This is a genomic window from Nitrosomonas sp., assembly GCF_040240425.1.
In the GTDB taxonomy this organism is placed as follows: domain Bacteria; phylum Pseudomonadota; class Gammaproteobacteria; order Burkholderiales; family Nitrosomonadaceae; genus Nitrosomonas.
In genome coordinates this window covers 135386-159066 of sequence record NZ_QPHG01000001.1, presented here as the reverse complement: position 1 = coordinate 159066, position 23681 = coordinate 135386, and the positions used below count along the sequence as shown (strand labels likewise).

At 49.6% G+C, this 23681-nt stretch carries 15 protein-coding genes; 9 read left to right on the top strand and 6 right to left on the bottom strand.

Features of this window, described 5'->3' with window-relative positions; all coding sequences use genetic code 11:
• The first annotated feature begins 83 nt into the window (after window positions 1-83).
• From DU481_RS00615 to DU481_RS00590, 6 genes are all read left to right on the top strand, one after another.
• Entirely contained in the window at window positions 84-779 is a 696-nt protein-coding gene (locus tag DU481_RS00615) for a succinate dehydrogenase iron-sulfur subunit (RefSeq protein WP_350131317.1), read from the top strand.
• The gene (locus DU481_RS00610; RefSeq protein ID WP_350131315.1) at window positions 776-1009 is read left to right on the top strand and encodes an FAD assembly factor SdhE; all 234 of its coding nucleotides are present in this window, start codon (window positions 776-778) and stop codon (window positions 1007-1009) included. The genes DU481_RS00615 and DU481_RS00610 overlap by 4 nt, the downstream gene beginning before the upstream one ends.
• A gap of 84 nt (window positions 1010-1093) precedes the next feature.
• Window positions 1094-2395 carry a citrate synthase gene (gene gltA / locus DU481_RS00605; RefSeq protein WP_350131313.1) on the top strand — a complete coding sequence of 434 codons (1302 nt, stop codon included), beginning with the start codon at window positions 1094-1096 and terminating at the stop codon, window positions 2393-2395.
• Window positions 2396-2424: 29 nt separating this feature from the next.
• Complete coding sequence (locus DU481_RS00600; protein WP_350131311.1) at window positions 2425-5274, top strand: 2-oxoglutarate dehydrogenase E1 component; 2850 nt, start codon at window positions 2425-2427, stop codon at window positions 5272-5274.
• A 12-nt stretch (window positions 5275-5286) separates the two neighbouring features.
• Window positions 5287-6537: a 2-oxoglutarate dehydrogenase complex dihydrolipoyllysine-residue succinyltransferase gene (gene odhB / locus DU481_RS00595; protein ID WP_350131309.1), complete on the top strand. Its 1251-nt coding sequence runs from the start codon at window positions 5287-5289 to the stop codon at window positions 6535-6537.
• 238 nt (window positions 6538-6775) lie between these two features.
• The gene (locus DU481_RS00590; protein ID WP_350131308.1) at window positions 6776-9151 is read left to right on the top strand and encodes a fatty acid cis/trans isomerase; all 2376 of its coding nucleotides are present in this window, start codon (window positions 6776-6778) and stop codon (window positions 9149-9151) included.
• A gap of 218 nt (window positions 9152-9369) precedes the next feature.
• Here DU481_RS00590 and DU481_RS00585 read toward each other — a convergent pair whose 3' ends face one another.
• The 3 genes from DU481_RS00585 to DU481_RS00575 all read right to left on the bottom strand — a co-directional run bounded on the left by DU481_RS00585 (window position 9370) and on the right by DU481_RS00575 (window position 12166).
• Complete coding sequence (locus DU481_RS00585; protein ID WP_350131306.1) at window positions 9370-10359, bottom strand: esterase/lipase family protein; 990 nt, start codon at window positions 10357-10359, stop codon at window positions 9370-9372.
• Entirely contained in the window at window positions 10356-11720 is a 1365-nt protein-coding gene (locus tag DU481_RS00580) for a hypothetical protein (RefSeq protein ID WP_350131304.1), read from the bottom strand. The genes DU481_RS00585 and DU481_RS00580 overlap by 4 nt, the downstream gene beginning before the upstream one ends.
• A 116-nt stretch (window positions 11721-11836) precedes the next feature.
• Window positions 11837-12166, bottom strand: coding sequence for a hypothetical protein (locus tag DU481_RS00575; protein WP_350131302.1), 330 nt, complete (start codon window positions 12164-12166; stop codon window positions 11837-11839).
• A gap of 208 nt (window positions 12167-12374) precedes the next feature.
• On the opposite strand from DU481_RS00575, the gene DU481_RS00570 reads away from it, so the two are divergent.
• The gene (locus DU481_RS00570) at window positions 12375-13511 is read left to right on the top strand and encodes a helix-turn-helix transcriptional regulator (RefSeq protein ID WP_350131301.1); all 1137 of its coding nucleotides are present in this window, start codon (window positions 12375-12377) and stop codon (window positions 13509-13511) included.
• A gap of 143 nt (window positions 13512-13654) precedes the next feature.
• On the opposite strand, the gene dnaE is transcribed toward DU481_RS00570, so the two are convergent.
• Window positions 13655-17143 (bottom strand): DNA polymerase III subunit alpha, encoded by a 3489-nt coding sequence (gene dnaE / locus DU481_RS00565; protein WP_350131300.1) that lies wholly within the window; start codon window positions 17141-17143, stop codon window positions 13655-13657.
• Window positions 17144-17205: 62 nt separating this feature from the next.
• Here dnaE and trhP point away from each other — a divergent pair, with 62 nt between their 5' ends.
• On the top strand, window positions 17206-18573 hold the full coding sequence (gene trhP / locus DU481_RS00560) for a prephenate-dependent tRNA uridine(34) hydroxylase TrhP (RefSeq protein ID WP_350131299.1): 1368 nt from the start codon (window positions 17206-17208) through the stop codon (window positions 18571-18573).
• On the opposite strand, the gene DU481_RS00555 is transcribed toward trhP, so the two are convergent.
• Window positions 18529-19578 carry a hydrolase gene (locus DU481_RS00555; RefSeq protein WP_350131297.1) on the bottom strand — a complete coding sequence of 350 codons (1050 nt, stop codon included), beginning with the start codon at window positions 19576-19578 and terminating at the stop codon, window positions 18529-18531. The genes trhP and DU481_RS00555 overlap by 45 nt on opposite strands.
• A gap of 159 nt (window positions 19579-19737) precedes the next feature.
• The gene (locus tag DU481_RS00550; RefSeq protein WP_350131295.1) at window positions 19738-21471 is read right to left on the bottom strand and encodes a methyl-accepting chemotaxis protein; all 1734 of its coding nucleotides are present in this window, start codon (window positions 21469-21471) and stop codon (window positions 19738-19740) included.
• A gap of 564 nt (window positions 21472-22035) precedes the next feature.
• Between DU481_RS00550 and DU481_RS00545 the strand changes: the two genes are divergently transcribed.
• A complete protein-coding gene (locus DU481_RS00545; RefSeq protein ID WP_350131293.1) occupies window positions 22036-23679 on the top strand; it encodes a sensor histidine kinase in 1644 nt (547 codons plus the stop codon).
• Window positions 23680-23681 lie beyond the last annotated feature (2 nt).

The window sequence follows — 23681 nt, the reverse complement described above, 5'->3', positions numbered from 1 at the left end:
CTGACTTCAAATCTGTATACTTTGCAGTGTTCTGAGTTGTTTCTATCGATTTAAGCCGTATTCAAACCATCCGGAGCCAGCCCATGAAGTTTTCGATTTACCGCTACGATCCCGATAAAGATGAAAAACCTTACATGCAGGATTACGATATCCAGCTGGCGGCGACCGATAAGATGTTGCTGGATGCGTTACTGCGCATTAAATCGATCGATGACAGTTTGAGTCTGCGCCGTTCCTGCCGCGAGGGGGTGTGCGGTTCGGATGCGATGAATATCAACGGGCGCAATGGGTTGGCGTGCATTACGCCGATCCGCAGTTTGAAAGAGCCGGTGGAAATACGGCCGTTGCCCGGATTGCCGGTGATTCGCGATTTGATCGTGGATATGACGCAATTTTTTCAACAGTACCATTCGATCAAACCTTATTTGATCAATAACGATCCGCCGCCTGAAACGGAGCGGTTGCAGTCGCCGGAAGAAAGAGCGGCGCTGGACGGCGTTTATGAGTGCATTTTATGCGCGTGCTGTACCACGTCCTGTCCGTCGTTCTGGTGGAATCCGGATAAATTCGTCGGTCCGGCGGGGTTGCTTCAGGCGTACCGGTTTTTGGCCGATAGCCGTGATCAAGCGACCGCTGAACGGCTGGATAATCTGGAAGACCCTTACCGGCTGTTTCGCTGCCATTCCATCATGAATTGCGCCGATGCCTGTCCTAAAGGCTTGAATCCTACCGAGGCAATCGGCAAAATCAAGGACATGATGGTCAAGAGAACGGTATGAAGGAATTCGAACGCGCCCGCTGGCGCTGCCGGCGCGGCCTGCTCGAATTGGATATTATTTTGCAGCGTTTTATGGATCAGCATTACGCGCAATTGGATCAGCAAGGACTGGCGCAATTTGAACGATTACTGTCCTTACCGGATAATGACCTGTGGGATTTGATCGCAGCTAAACAAATCAACCGCGATAGTGACTTGCAGGCAGTTTTGGAATTACTACAAAAGAGTTAGGTTTCCGATGGTATTCTGGCAGCTCTGGAACCTGATAACAGTGCATACTCATCAAATCATACGCAACAAAAGTGGAGAAGTCATATGGCACAAAAAGGCACAGCGACTCTGAATCTGAATAACGGTAGCGCGCCAATCGAGCTGCCGGTTTTATCCGGAACTATGGGCCCGGATGTGATCGATATCCGTAAGCTGCACGCACAGAGTGGCTTGTTTACTTATGATCCCGGTTTTTTGTCGACCGCGAGCAATAGCTCGACGATTACCTTCATCGACGGCGACAAGGGCATATTGCTGTATCGCGGCTATCCAATTGAACAGTTGGCGCTGCATTGTGATTTTATCGATGTTTGCTATTTATTGCTGCATGGCGAATTACCGGCGCCTGAACAGAAGAAAACCTTTGATGCCGCGATCAAGAACCATTCGATGTTGCACGAACAGCTGGTGCGGTTTTATAGCGGATTCCGCCGTGACGCTCATCCGATGGCAGTGATGGTCGGCGTGGTCGGTGCGCTGTCGGCGTTTTATCATGACGCATTGAATATTTCCGATCCGTCGCACCGCGAACAATCGGCATTCCGCTTGATTGCCAAATTGCCGACGATTACCGCAATGGCGTACAAATACAATATCGGGCAACCATATGTTTATCCGCAGAATAGCCTGAGTTACGCGGAGAATTTCCTGCACATGATGTTTTCCGTGCCGACGGAAAAATACGAAGCCAATCCCGTCATTGTGCGCGCATTGGACCGGATTCTGATTTTGCACGCCGATCACGAGCAAAATGCATCCACTTCGACTGTGCGTCTGGCGGGTTCCAGTGGCGCCAATCCATTTGCCTGCATCTCCGCCGGTATTTCCTGCCTGTGGGGGCCTGCGCATGGCGGTGCGAACGAAGCTTGCCTGCATATGCTGGAGGAAATCGGCGATGTGTCGCGCATCGATGAATTCATCCGGCGCGCTAAAAACAAAGAGGATAATTACCGGCTCATGGGATTTGGTCACCGTGTTTATAAGAACATGGACCCGCGCGCGAAACTGATGCGCGAAACCTGCCATGAAGTATTGAATGAGCTTGGGTTACAAAACGACCGCTTGTTCAAACTGGCGTTGCAACTGGAAAAAATCGCCCTGGAAGACGATTATTTCATTTCGCGCAAGCTCTATCCGAACGTCGATTTTTATTCCGGTATTGTGCAACGCGCATTAGGCATTCCGACCAGCATGTTTACCGCGATTTTCGCGATGGCGCGTACCGTTGGCTGGGTGGCGCAATGGAGTGAAATGGTGTCCGATCCGGATTATAAAATCGGGCGTCCGCGTCAGCTCTATACGGGTACGACGATGCGCGATGTGCCCAGTTCGTACATTAAAAAATAGCCGTTCATTTATTCGAGGCTGCTGACCTTATGAACAAGCCGTTGTTGGATGATACGCTCTTGTCCGGCGCGAATGCCGCGTTTGTCGAGGCGGTTTATGACGAGTATCTGCATAATCCCAATTCGGTCGCGCTCGCCTGGCGTGAATACTTTGACCAGCTCGCGAAACAGCCAGAAGCTGCCGCTGCGCGGCAAACACAAGCGCAGGTAGGTGGTGCGACGGCTGCCGCTCCCACTCCCACCGCGAAACCTTCCGGTAGAGAAACACAAACCGTATTACCGGAAGCGGTGGCCGCGGATACGGACGATCGCAAGCAAGTTGCCGTGCTGCAACTGATCAACATGCACCGCTATCTGGGTTTGAATCAAGCCAAACTGGATCCGCTTGGACTGAAACAGCAAGCAGATGTGCCCGAACTGAATCCGGCGCATTACGGTTTTACCGAAGCGGATATGGATAAGGTATTCAACACCGGTTCACTGGTCGGCCCCGAACATGCCCAGTTGCGCGAAATATTGCAGATTTTGCGGGAAACCTACTGCGGTTCCGTCGGTGCCGAATACATGTATATTTCTTCGGTGGAGCAGAAACGCTGGATTCAGGCGCGGCTGGAAGGTCAGCGATCGAATCCGGATTATTCTGCGGATTATAAGCGCCATATTCTTGAGCGGCTCAATGCCGCAGAAGGGCTGGAAAAGTATCTGCACACCCGCTATGTCGGGCAAAAACGCTTCTCCGGCGAAGGCAATGAAAGCCTGATTCCGTTGTTGGACAATCTGATTCATAGAGCGGGTAAAACCGGTGTGCAGCAGATCATCATGGGCATGGCGCATCGCGCCCGGCTCAATGTACTGGTCAATACGCTGGGGAAAATGCCCGCCGATCTGTTTCGCGAGTTTGAAGGAAAACAGCCGGAAGCGCTACCATCCGGCGACGTGAAATATCATCAAGGGTTTTCATCCGCGATTAAAACTGCCGATGGCATCGTGCGCTTGGCGCTGGCGTTCAATCCGTCACACCTCGAGATTGTCAATCCGGTGGTCGAAGGTTCGGTGCGCGCGCGCCAGCATCTGCTGAACGACAAATTGGGCGACCGCGTGCTGCCGGTGTTGATCCACGGCGACGCGGCTTTTGCCGGGCAAGGCGTGGTGATGGAAACGCTGAATTTATCGCAAACCCGCGGTTACGGCACTGGCGGCACGGTGCATATCATCATCAATAACCAAATCGGTTTTACTACATCCGATCCGCGCGACAGCCGTTCGACCTTGTACTGCACCGATGTCGCCAAAATGATCGAAGCGCCAATTTTCCACGTTAATGGTGACGATCCGGAGGCGGTGGTGATGGTAGCCGAATTGGCGCTGGATTTCCGTATGCGCTTTCATAAGGATGTCGTGATCGATATGGTGTGCTTCCGCCGCCTTGGTCACAATGAGCAAGATGAACCGATGGTGACGCAACCGCGTATGTATCAGATCATCAACCAGCATCCCGGTACCCGCAAACGCTATGCCGATAAGTTGATTGGCGAAGGCGTGATCAAACCGGAAGACGCGGATCAGCTGGTGCAAGCGTACCGCGAAGCGATGGACGAAGGCGTCAATCCGAACAAGACGGTGTGCTATGACTATAAGTCACCGTATGCCATCAATTGGGAGCCTTTTGTTCAACCCTGCAAATGGAACAAGAAGGTTAAAACCGGTGTTGCGCTGCAAACGTTGAAACAGCTTGCATTGCGGCTGACGGATATTCCCGAAGGTTTCAAACTGCATTCACGGGTGGAGAAAATCATTGCCGACCGGCGCTCGATGGGTAATGGCGAATTGCCCCTGGATTGGGGTATGGCGGAGAATCTGGCTTACGCATCCTTGTTGAAGGAAGGATATCCGGTCAGACTGTCGGGGCAGGATTCGGGCCGCGGCACATTTTTTCACCGTCATGCGGTATTGCATGACCAAGTGGCCGCCGATCAGAACGAACGTATTTATGTGCCGTTACGCCATTTGTATCCCGAGCAACCGGATTTTGTCGTCATCGATTCGATGCTGTCGGAAGAAGCGGTGCTGGGTTTTGAATACGGTTACGCTACCACGCAACCGACCGAATTGGTGATCTGGGAAGCGCAGTTTGGCGATTTTGCCAACGGCGCGCAGGTGGTGATCGATCAGTTCATTGCCTCGGGTGAAGCCAAATGGGGCCGTCTGTGCGGCTTGGTAATGATGTTGCCGCATGGTTACGAAGGGCAAGGGCCCGAACACTCTTCCGCGCGTCTGGAGCGCTATTTGCAATTATGCGCGGATTACAATATTCAGGTATGCGTGCCGTCGACCCCGGCGCAAATGTTTCATGTGTTGCGGCGGCAGATGATCCGCCCGATCCGCAAGCCGCTGATCATCATGAGTCCGAAAAGCATGTTGCGGCATAAAGAATCGGTGTCCAGTCTGGACGAATTGGCGCACGGGCATTTTTATCCGGTCATTTCTGAAACTGAGAATCTGGATTCCAATCAAGTAAAACGTATTATCGCTTGCAGCGGGAAGATTTATTACGAGCTCATGGCGTACCGCAAAGAACAGCAGATCTCAAATATGGCAATTATCCGCTTGGAACAGCTTTACCCGTTCCCGCACGAGGAATTTCAAGCCGAAATCGATCGCTTCAGCAACGCCAGGGAAGTGGTGTGGTGCCAGGAAGAACCAGGCAATCAAGGCGCATGGCATCGCATTCAACACTATTTATTGCGCCATATGAAACCGGATCAGGTGCTGGGCTATGCGCTGCGCGCGTCTTCGGCTTCCCCGGCAGTCGGTTACACGGCAAGACACAAATTTACACAGAATGAGTTAATCGTCGCAGCATTCCGAGAAAAAATTTAGCACGAGGGCGCCATGCTAGTTGAAGTCAAAGTTCCCGCATTATCCGAATCCGTAGCGGAAGCTACGTTAATCTCCTGGCACAAGAAAGCGGGAGACTACGTTAACCGGTCGGAAAATCTGATCGACATCGAAACCGACAAAGTCGTGCTGGAATTGCCCGCACCCAGTGCCGGTGTGTTGGCTAAAGTGCTGAAAGGGGATGGCGCAACCGTAGCCAGCGGCGAAGTGATCGCGATGATTGAAACCGAAGCAACCGTTCAGCCGGAAAATGAAGTTAAACCGGCTCCCGCTGCAAGTAAGCAGGCGCAAGCCCCTGTTGCGGTAAACGCAGAAAAGGTGAGCAGTGAAGCCGTCGATACCGCAATCCCGATGCTGATGCCGGCAGCACGCAAACTGGCGGAAGAAAATAATCTGAAAGCGACGGAAACATCGGCGATCAAAGGTACCGGCCTCGGCGGGCGCATTACCAAAGAGGATGTGCAAGCGTATATGACGAGCAAGTCTGGCGCGGCTGCGAAAGTTGAGATTGAATCCACGACAACGGGCAAACCAGCAACAGGAACCCGCACCGAACGCCGGGTGGCCATGTCGCGCTTGCGTCAGCGTATTGCGGAGCGTTTGGTCGAATCACAATCGACCGCCGCGATTCTGACCACGTTCAACGAAGTCAATATGCAAGCGATCATCGATCTGCGCACGCGCTATAAAACCGAGTTTGAAAAGGAGCACGGCGTCAAGCTGGGCTTCATGTCGTTCTTCGTCAAAGCGGTGATTGCCGCATTAAAGAAATATCCGATCGTCAACGCTTCGGTGGAAGGTAACGAAATTGTCTACCACGATTACTACGACATCGGTATCGCCGTCGGCAGCCCGCGCGGACTGGTCGTGCCGGTTATCCGTGACGCGGATAGATTGTCGCTGGCGGAAATCGAACTGCAAATCGCCGATTTTGCCAAACGCGCGCAAGACGGCAAACTGACCATAGAAGAACTCAGTGGCGGCACCTTCTCGATCACCAACGGCGGCGTGTTCGGCTCGATGCTGTCAACACCAATCATCAATCCGCCGCAAAGCGCCATTCTCGGCATTCACGCCACCAAGGAACGAGCGGTGGTCGAGAACGGCCAAATCGTCATCCGCCCGATGAATTATCTGGCGCTATCGTATGATCATAGAATCATTGATGGCCGCGAAGCGGTACTGTCGCTGGTGGCGATGAAAGAAGCGTTGGAGTATCCGATGAGTCCGTTGCTGGAAAAGTGAGAAGAGAATGGATCGATGATTGATCCATTCCCGCTTGAGACTCGTGTTTTTTTCAAGCCTAAAATCCAGAGTTGAATTTTTCCAATGATTTGTTTTTTCTTCGCGCAATCAAACTCATGAATCAGGATTGCCGGATTTAAGTAATGTGCCGGTTAGGTTTAGCGCTGCTGGTAACTCCGGCGACTCCTGCAGCGGTAAGCTGTGAAGTAGTATTTTGAATTCATATCCCGGGATCCTCATGGAATTATTCCGCCCAACCAATCTCTTCTTTTGTTTCATACTTCTGTTATCCGCCTGCCAAGATGGTAACAACCCGATAGCTCCTCACGAGCAAGTGCCAGCGCCAGTTGCATTACCTGCGGCTGTGGAAAGACCCGTTTCGTATCATGCAGAAATCCGTCCGATTCTGGAAGCCAAGTGCTTGTCGTGTCATAGTTGTTACGATGCGCCGTGCCAGCTCAAGCTGGAGAGTTCCGAAGGATTGCTGCGCGGCGCTTTTCGCGAATCGATTTATGTAGGAGCGCGCAAAGAAGCCATGCCGCCCACCCGGATCGGAATCGATGAGTTGACCGTTTCGGGATGGCGTGAGCGCGGTTTTCATTCGGTGCTACAAGCCCACGATGATCAATCCGAGCCTCTGATCGCGGGAATGATATCGCTGGCGAAACAGTATCCGTTTCCGCCGAATAGCAAAATACCAGACTCGATCGAGCTGGGTATTAACCGGAAAAATCAGTGTGTCTCCAGTGAGAAATTTTCCGATTATGCGCACGAGAATCCGCGCAGCGGTATGCCGTTTGCCGTTACCGGACTCAGCGATCAGGAATATGCGCTGCTGGCCGGCTGGGTCAAACAAGGCGCGGTAGTCACCGATGAACCGATAATGCTGACCAAGGGTGAGAAAGCGTCCATTCAGCAATGGGAGACGTTTTTTAATCGCGCTGATGCTCGTGGCAAACTGGTGATGCGTTGGTTGTACGAACACCTGTTTATGGCGACGCTGTATTTTCCCGATCTGGATGGGGAGTTGCGGTTTTTTGAGTTAATCCGCTCATCGACACCACCCGGCAGGAATATCATCCCGATCTCCACCGTATTTCCCAATGACGATCCCGAACAACCATTTTTCTATCGCATACGTCCGATTTCCGGCAGCATTCTGCACAAACGGCGGATTCCGTATCCACTGAATCAGGCTAAACAGCACCGCATCAACGAATTATTTTTCAGTCAGGAATGGCCGATGGGTGATTTGCCGGGGTATAGCTATGCGGAACGGGTGAATCCGTTCGCAACGTTTGCAGCTATTCCGGCTTACGCTCGTTACCGGTTCATGTTGGACAACGCCGAGTACTATGTGCGCAATGTTATCCACGGGCCGGTATGCCGTGGTCAGATCGCCACTGATGTGCTGCGCGACCGTTTCTGGGTTTTATTCCAGAATCCAAGAACCGATTCTTTCATCACAAATAACGCCTATCAGCATCAAGCCATTCCGTTGTTGGAAATGCCCGGGCAAAACGACGATCTGCTGGCGATGGGCGAGGAATGGCTCCGGTATCTCGGTCATCATAACGATTATCTGGCGCAACGCCGCAGTCAGTATGTCATGCAATTCCCCGGCGGTGCATCGCTGGATCATGTCTGGGACGGCGACGGCCGGAATAGTGATGCTTTGCTGACCATCGCCCGCCACTACGATAGCGCCTCGGTTGCCAGGGGATTGATCGGCGATATTCCACAGACGTTGTGGCTGATGGACTATCCGTTGCTGGAGCGTACTTACTACATACTGGTAGTGAATTACAACGTGTTCGGTAATGTCGCGCATCAACTGTTGACTCGGCTATATTTCGATCTAATCCGCAATAGCTCGGAGCATAACTTCCTGCGCTTAATGCCGGAGGGCCAACGCTCGGTCATACTACACGATTGGTATCAGCACTCGGGCAAACTGAAATACGGAATTTTTTACGAAAAAATCGACGATGTATCGCCCTCGGCGGAGAGCTTTACAAGCGAAGATCCGAAACAAGAGCTTGCTTTGCGGATCCTCCAGCATTTTGAATCCGTTAATGCGATGGCGAACGATCCGGTCAATCGCTGCCAGGTGGAGAAGTGCGCTCGCCCGGATCAGCCGCTGTGGGTACAAAAAGCGGATCGGACATTATCCACCATCGCCGCCCGTCCGGCGGCCGAGCTGGCTGGTATCAACCGCTTGCCGGAAGTGACCTTCGTGCGAGTCAAGCACGGCCAGGAGAATCGCACGGTGTATACCTTGTTGCGGGATCGTGCGCATAGCAACGTTGCATTTATATTGGGTGAGGAATTGCGCTATCAACCTGAAAAAGACCGCCTGACCGTATATCCCGGCATTACCGGCAGTTATCCGAATTTCATTTTCGATGTACCGGATTCGGATATCGAACAGTTTGCAATGCTACTGGGCGCAGCTGAAAAGGAAGAACACTTCGAACACATTGTGAACAGATGGGGAGTGCGGCGCACGCACCCGCAGTTCTGGGAAATTCTGCACGATATCACGGCCTGGCAAAAAGAGCGGGAACCGCTGATCGCCGGTATCTTCGATATCAACCGCTATGAGAATTTTTAGGATTATGCGTTGGGATTCATGCGATCCATGAACTATCCGGTGCTTCCTGCGGCCATCGCATTATCCATCGCCGCGGAGCGGTGTTGAAGCTGATGGCATGCAGGAAGCAATGGTCACTTGCTATTTCGGTCTATACCAGGGAAACTCTAAAAAAGGTAGCGAGCAATGGCCAAACTCAGTAGTTTTTCAGAGCTTTCCTGGGGAATCGTCGATTGGTATCAACGGGAATCGGCTCTTGCTTGAAGGGAAGTTGCTTCAAATTCTTTGATATTTTCCAAAACCCGAGAGAAAACCTTTTGCCAGATCGGCTCTCCTTTATACCAAGGATCGTCTTCAGAAATTGCGATGTGATCTCCATCGAAGGTTTCAACATACGTACCGTAGGCTGCAGCAGATTCCACCGGTACTAGACCATCGTTTTCTAGTTGTCCGTAATCATTGACGAGCATATCGTGCCAGCATGCCAGGACTTCAGAAAGAGGTTTCTTTCTATCATGAAACTCGGATCTGCATGCAGCATCACAATTCAAATTGGCGCCGAAGCTAAAGGTACGCCCTTTCATACTCGGATCGTCTGCAATTTCGAGTGCCTTGGAGTCTGTTTTTAAATCATTACCTGCAGCCTTGAATCCATAACCATCTGTACGAGAGAACAATTTTCCGACTGGAGAGAAGAAAAGTGTGAATATCTTTCCTGTCATTGTGCAGGTTTTTCCTTCCATGAGCATATCGGCGATCGGCGAGCCTTGATGCGGCGTTGAAATGGTTGTGAATGTAATGACTTGATTGGATAAGTGCGTATTGTTTTTGGCAGTATCCGCCAAAGCCTTCCGAACCGCAAGCCCTCCCATACTTTTCGCAACGATATGAAATTTCCTGCCTTGATCAGCGGGAAACTCTTTTCTTATATATTCTATGAGCGCTTTTGATAATTGATCCACTGATGCCATCGCAGGAATTTCCGCAACTTTGAGGTTGAACCCTTTTTCATTGAATAGACGATTGAATTCTTCCCACTCCCGGTAATTCTCCGATTCAGACTTTGTGGGCATTATTGATGCCCACAATCCCATCCCCATGCCGGGCACAAAAAGTACATCGGTAGGTTGTTCATTGGTAATCAAGCTTTCATCCTTTTGAGATTTAAGAGGGTTTATGCTGCATCCGGATAGAATCAGTATTGATAATACGATTATTTTAAACATCATGGAGTTACCTGTTTTTTGATGGTATTAAGCAGATCGGACAGTTCTTTTTCTTTGTTTACAGCGTCAATTGCTTTCGATGAATAATTGAATTTTAGCTGCAAGAAATTGGTTAGCGCATTGATATACCCTTCGGCAACTCTGGCTGGCAGATTGGCAAGCGCTAATGCAGAGCTAGGCTGGTTCGTATCGTAAGAAACCAGCATACCATTTTCAAATGCTGCATTATTCTTGGTGGTGACTAATGAAAGATACTCAAATGGTACTAGCGTCACGGGACTCAAGTTCGGCATGGAAATTTGCTCACTTGCAATTATTGTTTCTTTATCTTTAAGATTTACTAAATAGGTTGCGTCTCTTCTGTAAAGGATTCCATAATGGCCTTTTAGTGGATAAGAACCTCCCTTCAATCCCTCATCAGCATTATAAATAGATTCTAATTTTGCTGTTTTGGAGGAATCGATGCCTATCATTATCTTTAGATCTGGTACTGCATACTTTTTATTATTTTCAGCCTTCTTTTCTTTGACTAAGATACCCCGGTTGTCCTTAAAGTTGATAGGAATCGAATTATTAATAGCTGAACTAAGATCGACAATTTCATCATGTTTCATAATGGATGAATAGCATACTGTTCCTTCTTCCGGCTGAGCTGGAGACGAATAAGTTTGGGGAACAATCTTAGTATGGATTGGGAATCCACCCATTCCGAACATAGCCACAGCTTTTGCGATTTCTACCGCAATATCACCGGTTCTATCCGAACTGATAGCATCGGTGCTCGTCAATAACCCGGATTGGGTGGTTTTTATTTTGAGTTCATCGTCTCTTAACGGGGAATTATTGAGCTTCAATAGAAATGGATATTGGGTATCCGGTTCAAGCGCGAGAGGAGTAATACTCATCTCAATATAATAATTGCATTGCTTAGAATCTTTTTCAGCTTTGACTTGATCGTATCGGTTCTTTGCCGTATTCATAGCAATTGTTGCTTGATCGGCAATTTTTTTAGCCGCTAAAAAAATACCTTCGGCTGTTTGAGCCGCTTCCACTGCTTGCTTTTTGGCTTTTCCATCTCCGGGCGTATTGGCAGCGGTAGATTTAAGATTCTTCATTTTAGCTTCTAGCTGCTTTGCCTCTTTATTGGCAGTAACAAAATTTTCTTCTGCTTCTTTAAACTTCTTAAGCTCTTCTTCGGCATTAAGATTCTCAGCAGTGACTATCAGGCGGTGCATCCTTTTAGGGAGATAATATGAAATACCCGTGTTGATGCTATCGTAACTCGCATGCTTAGTTTGTATAAAACTTGCACAACCGGTTAACGTGCTTGTCGTGACAAGCAAGACAAAAAGAAGCTTTTTCATTTTATTCCCCCTATATAAATTTATTCGCAGCAAGCAGATTTGCTTGCTGCATAATTTTTTGCACTTATTGTGTAAATCTACCACCTGTTGACCTTACATTCCGGTTGGCAGCTTTATTACTCGACGATAGAAACATCAATCTGCGCAATCTGTTCTCTATCCGAGTAAATTTCAACCGAGGTGTAATCTGAAGCGCCTGGAGGCATTACCCTGTCAAACCGTGCCGGGGTGCACGTCATTACTTGAGGCCACACTCCCGGTTGTTGAACTAAGTGAAGATCTAGCATCAAAATTGCCGGATTAATTCCCTGAGGAACACGCATGGTCAGCGTCGGTTGCACTCCTGGATTGCTAACCATAACATCCCCGGTCACATGAAGCTCATCGGGTTTCGGCGGCATTTTGTCCAACCAAGCTTGCCAGTCTTTACATTGAGTAACCATCATTTATATCCTCCTTAGTTGATTGCGAATGAATGAACAAATATAAACAGCACTAGGAATTTCACGTATCAACGATTCCAAAAATCTGGTGATTTGTTATTAAACCTAAACCTTATACTTAAGGCGAAATCATTCTCTCAATACTATGATATGCTTGGCATCATCAATTCTGATGTTGTGCTGCTGGAAAATTTGTGATAGGGGAGTCACGATGAATAACAACAGGCCTACGCATGATGTACTGGTGGATGCTATTTATGAATCGGCACTTAATCCGGTCAAATGGAAAGAGACGCTCAACCGGTTGAGCGTTTATCTCAACGCCAGTGCAATTAATATGATCGGTCTGCAAGTGCAGAATTACGATAACCCCTTTCTGCTCAGTCAAAATATTCCAAGTGACTACGGCAAAGATTATCGAAGTTATTGGCGGAAGCATGATATCTGGGTGCAAGCAGGTATCGATAAGGGTCTGAATGGCGGTGGCAAGACACTCACCGGCGGTATGTTGGTGGATCGGCGCAGTTTTCTGAAAAGTACTTTTTATAATGAATGGCTGGCGGAACAAAACATCAGCGATGTGCTTTCCACGAATCTATGGGATGACAACCCCAATACACCGAAAGTCATACTCTGTTTTTTTCGCGGTGTTGGTCAAGATAGCTTCCAAGAAAGCGATCGGATGAATTTGCACTATCTCGCACATCATCTCAATCGCGCGTTTAGTATCACTTCTCAGCTAAAACTTTCAGAGCAGAAAAACGTACTGGAAGAATCCATTGTCGATTCGATCGGGCACGCTCTATTCGTGCTGAATGAAAATCGAAAAATCATAAAATGCAATGCTACTGCGACGCGGCTTTTAAGTGACCATCCGGGTTTAATCAAGATCAGGCATGAGCGGCTCATCGCACTTGGGCATCACGCAAGCCCAAGCCTTGAGGAAGCCACTGCATTGGCGGATCGCGGGCACCATGCGGAAATTGTGTTTACCTCCACGCAACTCGGCGCAATCAAAGATACACACCATGCGCGTTTAACTCCGCTCAAAGAAGCCGCGATTTGGCCATTAAGCCATCATGCGCATTATTTACTTCTGATCGAAAAGAACCAGGAAATCAAACAAGAGACACTTCGTGCATTTTGCACTTTGTTCAACATGACAGCATCCGAGCAACAAGTTTTACTCGGTTTAATGCAAGATGCCACTCCCGAAGAAATTGCACAAACTTCAAATGTGAGCCTCGCGACGATACGCTCTCACATCCAGCATATCCGGCAAAAAACCGGAGTTCGCCGTATGTCGGAGTTGGTGCGTATGGCATTGATAGCGACTCGGTCACTGTAGGAAAAATACCGGTAACCGGTTGCACAAGTACAATCGATTTGTGGTGCGGCGCTGTGTTTCTTTTGTCTATTTTCGCCACCATTGCCGGTAAATAATCCCGTGACCCCGTTGAACGTTTTTCCTGGTAAAAGTACTTTTTCTACTCAATAACCAACCTCAGCATTCCCATCCCCGAAATGCGCTTTTAACGCCTGCAACAACTCATCATGCACATACACCCGCCAGTCATTCCCCAGTTCGAGTTCGCTGCTGGCTAAATCATTGCGGAAAACCAGTGTGACCGGACAGTAATTCGCGTACGGTTTTTGTGCCTTGGGAGTGAAGGGCGTTAGTAAAGCTTTAAGGCTGGAGGTTTGTCCGATGGTGTTAGCATCGCAACGGATTCTGATCTGTTTGGCGAAGCGTGAGCGGATGCCGGCAAGGTCGTAGAGTTGCTCGGCGGTGATGCGGAGTTCGTCGCTTTCTTCGCCGTTGTAGTTGCGGTTGCTGATTTTGGCTTCGGTGATCAGTAGTTGATCTTCTTTTAACCAGGCGCGATTGGCGTCGAATAACTCGCTAAAAACGACCAATTCAAGGCGTGCCTTGCCATCGTCCAGGTTGATGACGCACATGCGGCCGCGGCGTGTCATTTGTACGCGCACCGAGTGGATGATGCCGGCGATCAGTTGCGGTTCGCGGCTGGGATTCAGCCGGTCGAGCCGGGTGCGAATGAAGCGTTTCAACTCCGCGGCGTAGGTATCGAACGGATGGCCGCTGAAATAATAACCGAGGCCGATTTTTTCCTGGTGCAGCTTTTCCCGCTCGGACCAAGCCTCGGTTTGAATCAGTTGTGTTTGCAGATGCGAATGGTCGCCGGTTTCACCGAACAAATTGGTCTGACTGGCAGCCCGGCTCATTTGTTCAGCGGATTCGATCGCCACCCCGACGGAAGCGATCAGGCTGGCGCGATTGGTGTCGATGGTATCAAACGCGCCGACTCGGATCAGTGATTCCATCACGCGGCGGTTGGCGATGCGCCGGTCGACGCGGTTGCAGAAATCGAATAAATCGCTGAACGGGCCGGTTTGTCCGCGCACCGCAATGATCGAGTTGACTGCCGATTCTCCGGTGCCTTTGACCGCGCCGAGACCAAAGCGGATGGTTTTGCCGTCCACGGGAACAAAACGGTAGTCGGACAAGTTGATGTCGGGCGGGAGAATCGTCAAGCCGTTGGCGATGCTGTCCTCTACGAAAATCTGCACTTTATCGGTGTCGTCCATGTCGGCGGACAAACACGCCGCCATGAATTCGGCCGGGTAATGCGCTTTCAGGTAAGCGGTCTGGAATGCGATCAGCGCGTATGCAGCGGCGTGCGATTTGTTGAAGCCGTAACCGGCGAATTTCTCCATCAAGCCGAACAGTTCGGTGGCTTTGTCTTCGCTCAAATTGTTATTGATCGCACCGGAGACGAAAATATCGCGCTGCTGCGCCATTTCCTCGACTTTTTTCTTACCCATCGCGCGGCGCAGCAAATCCGCGCTGCCTAGGCTGTAGCCGCCGATGACCTGAGCGATCTGCATGACCTGCTCCTGGTAAATCATGATGCCGTAAGTCGGCCCGAGAATCGGCTCCAGGCGCGGATCGAGATATTCGATCGTTTTCCGGCCATGTTTGCGGTCGATGAATTCTGGAATCAGATCCATCGGGCCGGGGCGGTACAACGCGACCAGCGCGATGATATCCTCAAAGCGATCTGGTTTTGCTTTCTGCAGCAAATCGATCATGCCGCGCGATTCAAACTGGAAAATGCCGACCGCATTACCCTTGCGCATCAGTGCATACGTTGCTTCATCATCCAGCGGCAATGTTTCCAATGAGAAAGGTTGATCGGTGGCCGATTCACTGTGTTGATGTGACTGACGGATGTAGCCGACGGCACGATCCAGAATGGTCAGCGTGCGCAGTCCAAGAAAGTCGAATTTCACCAAACCGATTTTTTCGACGTCGTCTTTATCCAGCTGGCTGACGACCGAATCGGCCGATTCGGTGCAATAAATCGGGCAAAAATCGGTGATTTCGCTTGATGCGATCAACACGCCGCCGGCATGCATGCCGATATTGCGCGTAATGCCTTCGAGGCTTTCCGCCAGTTCCAGCAGGTTGCGAACGTCTTCCTCTTCAGCAGCGCGCTGATTGAGTTGCGGTTCGAGCTGGCGCGCTTTTTTGAGCGTCATGCCGATCTCGAATGGTATCAATTTGGCGAGCTGATCGACAAAGTTGTACGGTAAGTCCATGACCCGGCCGATATCGCGGATCACCGCCTTGGCTGCCATCGTGCCAAAGGTGGCGATTTGCGAGACTTTGCCGGTGCCATAGCGTTGCTTGACGTATTCGATCACCAATTCGCGCCGGTCCTGGCAGAAGTCGATATCGAAGTCCGGCATCGAAATGCGCTCGGGATTGAGGAAGCGTTCAAACAGCAAATCGTAGCGCAGCGGGTCGAGATCGGTGATGCCCAATGAATACGCCACCAGCGAACCGGCGCCGGAGCCGCGTCCGGGACCGACCGGCACGTTGTTGTGTTTGGCCCAGTTGATAAAGTCGGCGACGATCAAGAAATAACCGGGGAATCCCATCTGAATGATGGTTTTTACCTCGAACTCGAGGCGCGCCTGATATTTCGGCAGCTTATCGGTACGTACTTGGGCATCCGGAAATAGTTCGGCCATGCGTTTTTCCAGACCGATTTGAGCTTGGTCGCGTAAATACTCATCGAGACTTTCGTTGTTGGGCGTAGGGAACAGCGGCAAGCGGTTGACGCCCAGCTCCAGCACCAGATTACAGCGCTTGGCAATCTCGATCGTATTCGCCAGTGCGCTGGGGATATCGGCGAATAGTTGCGCGATCTCGGCCTGAGTCTTGAAATATTGCTGTCCGGTGAAATTTTTCGGGCGGCGCTTGTCATCCAGGGTGTAACCTTCGGCGATACACACCCGGGCTTCGTGTGCGCGGAATTCTTCCGCGTTGAGAAACTGTACTGCCTGCGTGGCCACGACGGGTAAATTCAGTTGGCGCGCTAGCGCCAGCGATTGTTGCACCAGCATGGTTTCATTCGGGTGGCCATCGCGTTGGATTTCAAGATAAAAACGCTCGGGAAACAAACCGGCCCATTTGCGAGCCTGAATTTCCGCCTGTTGCGGATTGTTCTGCAAAATGGCCAGGCCGATGTCGCCAAAGCGGGCGCCCGACAGCGCGATGAGTCCTTGTGTGCCCGATTCATCGGGATGCAGCCACGACTCCCGGATCTCGGCCCGGCCGTGATATTGATTTTCCCGGTAAGCGCGTGACAACAAGCGCGATAACAGCAAGTAACCGTCACGTGACTGGCACAGCAATAACAACCGGATCGGTTTGTTGCGGTCGGACTCGTTGGTGATCCAGACGTCGCAGCCGAGTATCGGTTTGATGCCGTTTTTATGGGCGCTTTGGTAAAATTTCACCAGCCCGAATAAATTGGAGAGATCGGTCAGCGCCAGTGCCGGCATTTGATCCGCTACCGCTTTAGCAACGACATCGGGAATCCGGATGGTGCTGTCCAAAATGGAGTATTCGCTGTGCAGCCGTAAGTGAATGAAAGCAGGGTGAGCGGGCATGGTGGTACAATTCGAGTTCGCGGAAACTCTGTCATTTATACAATCGAGCGTTATTCTACCTTATGTTGAAATCACCTGAACTTTTACTTCCAGCCGGTTCTTTGGACAAAATGCGCATTGCCTATGCGTTTGGCGCCGATGCGGTGTACGCCGGGCAGCCGCGTTATTCGATGCGTGCGCGTAACAATGAATTCGCTTTGGAACAACTGCAAACCGGGATCGCGGAAGCGCATGCGCTGGGGAAAAAATTCCTCGTGGCCAGCAATATCATGCCACATAACGCCAAAGTGAAGACGTACCTGGACGATATGGCGCCGGTTATCGCCATGAAACCGGATGCGCTGATCATGGCCGATCCGGGGTTGATCATGATGGTGCGTGAGAAGTGGCCGGATGTGCCGATTCATTTGTCGGTGCAGGCCAATACCGTGAATTACATGGGTGTTAAATTCTGGCAGAAAATCGGCCTGACACGGGTAATTCTGTCGCGTGAATTATCGCTCGATGAAGTGGCGCAGATCCGCGATTACTGTCCCGATATGGAACTGGAAGTTTTTGTGCATGGTGCGCTGTGTATTGCGTATTCCGGACGCTGCCTGCTGTCGGGCTATTTTAATCATCGCGATCCGAATCAGGGCACGTGCACCAATTCATGTCGCTGGGATTATAAAGTGAAATCCGCCGAAGAAAATCCGAGCGGCGACATTCAAGAGATTGGCAAAATCGATTTTGATTTCGGTCAAGCGATGCAACAATCCGAACAATCGGCCCTGTCCGGTGGTTGCGGTTCGATTCCACGGCATCCGGCCGCCGATCAGGTGTATTTGATCGAAGAGAAAGAGCGTCCAGGCCAGCTCATGCCAATCATGGAAGACGAGCACGGCACGTACATCATGAATTCCAAGGATCTGCGGGCGGTCGAGCATGTTGAGCGGCTGGTCAAAATCGGTGTTGATTCACTGAAAATCGAGGGACGCACCAAGTCACTATATTATGTGGCGCGCACGGCGCAGGTTTACCGCAAAGCGATCGATGACGCCGTGGCCAACAAACCGTTTGACCTGGCTTTGTTAGGCGAGCTGGAAGGTTTGGCGAATCGTGGCTACACCAGCGGTTTTTATCAGCGCCATAGCACGCAGGAAACGCAAAACTATATGCGCGGGCATTCGGAATCCAACCGCAGCCAATACGTCGGCGATATTACCGGTTTTGATGAAACCAACGGTATGGCGGAAATATTGGTGAAAAACCGCTTTCAGGTGGGTGACCGTTTGGAAATTATTCATCCTGCAGGCAACCAGGTTGTTGAGTTATCGCACATGCTGGATGGTGCGGGACGGCCGGTGCAGATTGCACCCGGTAGTGGCCATCGCGTTAAGATACCGTTAGCCGGAAATGTGCAGAACGCTTTTGTCGCGCGCTTTTTCTGAGTCGATGTGCTGGCACTGGTGATGGAAGAAACTGAGAATCTTTTGCGGTAGCCAGCTTAGTTTTCCCGGGAACGGGCCTTGCATGAATCCGGCGTGACCGCCTTCTTCCGGAAATTCCAATGTAACCATGGCTGATACTTCAGTCTGCGCGGGGAGTACCGATGCCGGCATGAATGGGTCGTTCCGCGCATTGATCACCAGCGTGGGTACCTGTACATGCGGCAACCATTGCTTACTGCTGGATTGCCGCCAGTAATCATCGGTATCGCGGAAACCGTGCAAGGGCGCCGTGACAATATTGTCAAAATCATAAATCGACGCGCATTTTTTCAGCGCACGGGCATCGAACAAACCTGGAAACTGTTTCAATTTATCAAAGGCTTTGTCTTTCAGCGTATCCAGGAAATGGCGCGTGTAGACTTGGTTAAACCCTTTGTCCAGAGCGGCGCCGGCAGCCGCCAGATCGAGCGGTACAGATACTGTTGCAACCCCGGCTACGAGTTCTTTGGCGTGCTCTCCTTGTTCGCCTAGCCATTTTAATAGCGCATTACCACCCAGCGAAACGCCCATCACATACACCGGTTGCGCTGTACCGGTTGTTTGCGCCTGAGTCGTGATCCGCCGCAGCATCCAGTCGATTTCGCTGGAATCACCGGCATGATAGGCGCGCGATAAGCGGTTTGGTTCACCGGAACAACCGCGGAAATGAATCACGGCGCAACGCCAGTGATGGCGTTTCAGATTGTTGATCATACTGAGAATATAGTGGCTTGATGAACCGCCTTCCAGACCATGAAAAAACACGACCAGAGGGGATTCGTCCGAACCATCGCTCCAGTCGACATCGATAAAGTCCCCGTCATCCAGTTCCCAGCGCTCGCGCCGGTAGGTAAACCGTTGTGCAGGTTTATTAAAGTAGGGGTAGAGCGTTTGCAGGTTGCCACCGGGCAACCAGGATGGTGCTGTGTAGTGCGCTGTATACAAAGGAATTGTGTTTCCAGGCATGGGTATTATTTTACGCTGCGGCATTCGGGTTATTTATCGCTGTTTAATTTCAGTGAATATACCCTAACTTGCACGGATTCTAAAACAACAATGGCCAGCTGTTTAGGCTGGCCATTGTTGTGAGGCCGGGAATAAACTAGAGAAGGGGCACGGCTTCTACTAAAATTCACTCCATTGGTTATTGTGATCGCCGACAGCGATTTTAGCTCTTCTTTGTGATTTGGATCTTGTAGCATGACCAGTCAATCCATCATGCTCCGTGCTGTTCTTGTCGGCCAGTTGAGTCACGGTTGCCGGTCTTTTGCTGCTGCTTTGTGACAGGTGGAAAATGGAAATAGCGCCGACCAATTCGTATGCCTGCTGTTCCAGTGAAGCGGCTGCAGCGGCGGCCTGTTCGACCAAAGCTGCATTTTGCTGCGTGACTTCATCCATTTGCGATACTGCTTGCGTGACTTGCTCGATACCGGTGTTTTGTTCTTTGGAAGCGGAAGTGATGTCCGACATAATTTCGGTTAAATTTTTGATGGACATGACAATTTCATTCATGGTTTTTCCGGTTTCATCGACTAATGCGGCGCCTTGATCGACTTTTTTTACCGAGTCATCGATCAAGGTTTTGATTTCTTTCGCCGCCGTAGCGCTTCGCTGCGCCAGATTACGCACTTCGGTTGCTACCACGGCGAATCCGCGGCCTTGTTCCCCGGCTCGTGCAGCCTCAACGGCGGCATTGAGCGCCAGGATGTTAGTTTGAAACGCTATGCCATCGATGACACTGATAATGTCTGCAATTTTGCTTGAGCTTTCGCTGATGGATGACATTGTCGTGACCACTTCTTGCATCATTTCGCCGCCTTTGGTCGTGATGTTGCTGGCGGTCATCGCGATCTGATTGGCATTGATTGAATTGTCCGTATTTTGACGCACAGTCGCGGTGAGTTCCTCCATGCTGGATGCGGTTTCTTCCAGTGAAGAAGCTTGTTCTTCGGTGCGCTGTGAGAGATCCAGATTACCCGAAGCAATTTCTCCGGTTGCCAGGCGTACCGACGCAGCATTTTTTTGTACATCCAGCACCGTTGCGCGCAGATTAACCCCCATCTGACTCAATGCTTTCAGTAGTTCGCCAAATTCATCGCTGCGGTTAACCGAGAATTTGTGCGTCAAATCGCCACCGGCTAGTTTATTGGCGATATCAATCGCTTGTTGTAGCGGTGTCAGCGTATTTTTGACCATGCCGTAGGCCAGATAGGCTATTAATGCGATTCCGGCTGCTGTTATTGTGGCAATCATGCTGCTGAGTGATGCGGGCGCCTGGGTTTGCGACAATCCCCACCAGCCTATGCCGCCGACCGCCAATAAAAATAGAGCGGGTATTGTCATTGCAAGTGCAATGCGTTTTCTGGTGGTCATTTTGAGAAAAGATTGCAGCTTTCCGATGAAATCGGTTCGCACAATTTGCCCTTTCTCGATTTTCAGGTTTTTTGCTTTGCCTTCCAGAATTTGCTGATAAGCTGGTGCTGCTTGCTCAATGGCCGTCTGTGATGCTTTGGTGCGGACCGACAAATAACCAGTGATCTGGCCATTTTCAATCAAGGGTGTTGCATTGGCATTGATCCAGTAGAAGTCGCCATTTTTACGGCGGTTTTTAACCAAGCCGGTCCAAGGCAAACCCTGTTTTAATGTGGCCCATAAATCTTCAAACGCCTCAGGAGGCACGTCAGGATGACGCACAATATTATGTGCTTTGCCGATCAGTTCTTCTTCTGAAAAACCACTGACCTCGACAAATGTGGAATTGATATAGGTTATCCTACCTTTAGTATCCGTAGTTGATACGATTAACGTATCATCATCAATTGGATACTCGGTGTTTGTCACCGGAAGATTCAGTCTCATGATTTATCCTTGAGGTTTGTTCGTATGAGACTGGACTTACGGTATATAAAAAAATAGATTCTGTCGGTGATTTCTTTTTTATACGGAAAATATTCTGTTTGTTCTGTAGGAATTATCTTATTGATTCGAAAGGCTATTGTAAAGTTGAAATTGAAGAACGTAGAGCATATATTTTATCAGCGGAATTTCTTCTATTGCTTTTAAATAAGTTAATAAATTGCCTTATTTCCAAACAATAGCTTGATAATTTTTTAGGTTAATATGCAATTGAAAAAATATTATCAAAATTACTCATAAAAGAAATTTTGATGAACAGAATTTTGATTTGAGCAATCCTCCCGATGGTAAGACTCTTATATGTAGATCATTCTTATTAGGTGTGATGAGGAGAATTAAAGCAATGATCAGAAAATACAATCAGAATATTCCTATAGTTTTTAACGCTCCAGGCAGATACTATTGACGGCTATCAATATGAGTAAGTATCCAACCGGAATGGCAGCTAATCATTGAAATGGTAGCGATGATCAGATATCTGAATATATGCATATGGATTGATGGTGAATGAATGCACGGAAAGAATCCGGTTGGATAGAAAAATTTTCTCCAGATGTGTTCTGGGATGCGCCAGATAATCAAGAAAATCTTTCCGGGGTGAAATCAACTGCAAGAATGCCAGCGCACGGAATGCAACTGCTTTCATGCATATCTCATGATGGCAACGATCATTCAGGAATCGCCGAGACCAAGACGCAGGAGAGACTGACTAAACTGGCGTGTTTATATGAAATTTCACGTGCCATGCTGCGGATACATTCTGTTGATGAACTGTGTCAGCAGCTGATTGAACACATGCGGCTTGCGTGGCAGCCCTACGATCTGATTCTTCCTTTCATAGAAATTGATGGCAATTACTATGCAGCAGGTGAACCCGAATCTGTATTAATTCATAAATTTTCTGTGCCGTTGCTGGTAAATGGCGATGTCGCTGGTCAAGTAGGTGTTCTTTCCAAGGATATGCGTGTTACCAGCTGGCTGGAAAATGAAGACACGTTATTTTTAAAGAATATCGCCAGTGACCTCGGATTATGGTTGGAACAAAAAAAGCTTGCTGACGCCCAAAATGCACTAGCGCATGATGTCCGGATGATCGAAAGCGCATTTAACGCTCATTCCATCGTTGCGATAACCGATAAGACCGGAAAAATACGCTATGTTAATGAAAATTTTTGCCTGGTTTCCAAGTACTCGGCCAGTGAATTAATCGGGCAAGATCATTGCATTGTTAATTCTGGTTATCATCCTAAAGAATTCATGAAAGACTTATGGGTTACTATTACCCAGGGTCAGGTCTGGCGTGGAGAAATCAAGAATCGCGCCAAAGACGGCACGTATTACTGGGTCGACACGACGATAGTGCCATTTCTTGACGGCGACGGATTACCCTATCAATACGTGGGGATACGTACCGAAGTAACGAATTACAAGCAATTGGAACAAAAAATGGAGGAGCAAGTAGCGGAACTAGCCCGTTCTAATGATGAGCTGGAACAATTTGCGTATGTCGTCACGCATGATCTGCAAGAACCGCTCCGTGCTATTAATAGCTTTGTTCAGTTACTTAAAAAATATTGTGATCAGCAACTGGATGAACGCGCTAGCGAGTTAATTACACATGCGGTGGCCGGTACCCACCGGATGCAAATCCTCATTGATGATTTGCTGACATACGCACAAGTCAATGCGTGCCAAACGCTCGCTGAAATTGATTGCGAGCTGTTGTTAGAGAATGTGCTGACTGACTTATCCGTCATTGTGGGCGAATGCAACGCGGTAGTTACTCACGATAAACTTCCCGTGATCAGAGGTATCCGCTTCCAGTTTATTCAGTTGTTTACCAACTTGATCAACAATGCGCTCAAGTTTCGCAGAGATCAATCACCCCAAATTCATGTGGGGGTAGAAGAAAATCAAAGTGAATGGATTTTCTCGGTCACCGATAACGGCATTGGCATTGAAGAGCATTATCTGGAACGTATTTTCCGGGTATTCCAACGTTTGCACAGCCGCCGCGAATATGCCGGTACCGGGATTGGTTTGGCCATCTGCAAGAAAGTGGTGGAACATCACGGCGGGAAAATCTGGGTCAAATCAGCGCCCGGCATCGGCTCTTCGTTCTATTTCACAATTCCGAAAGTTAATTATTAAAG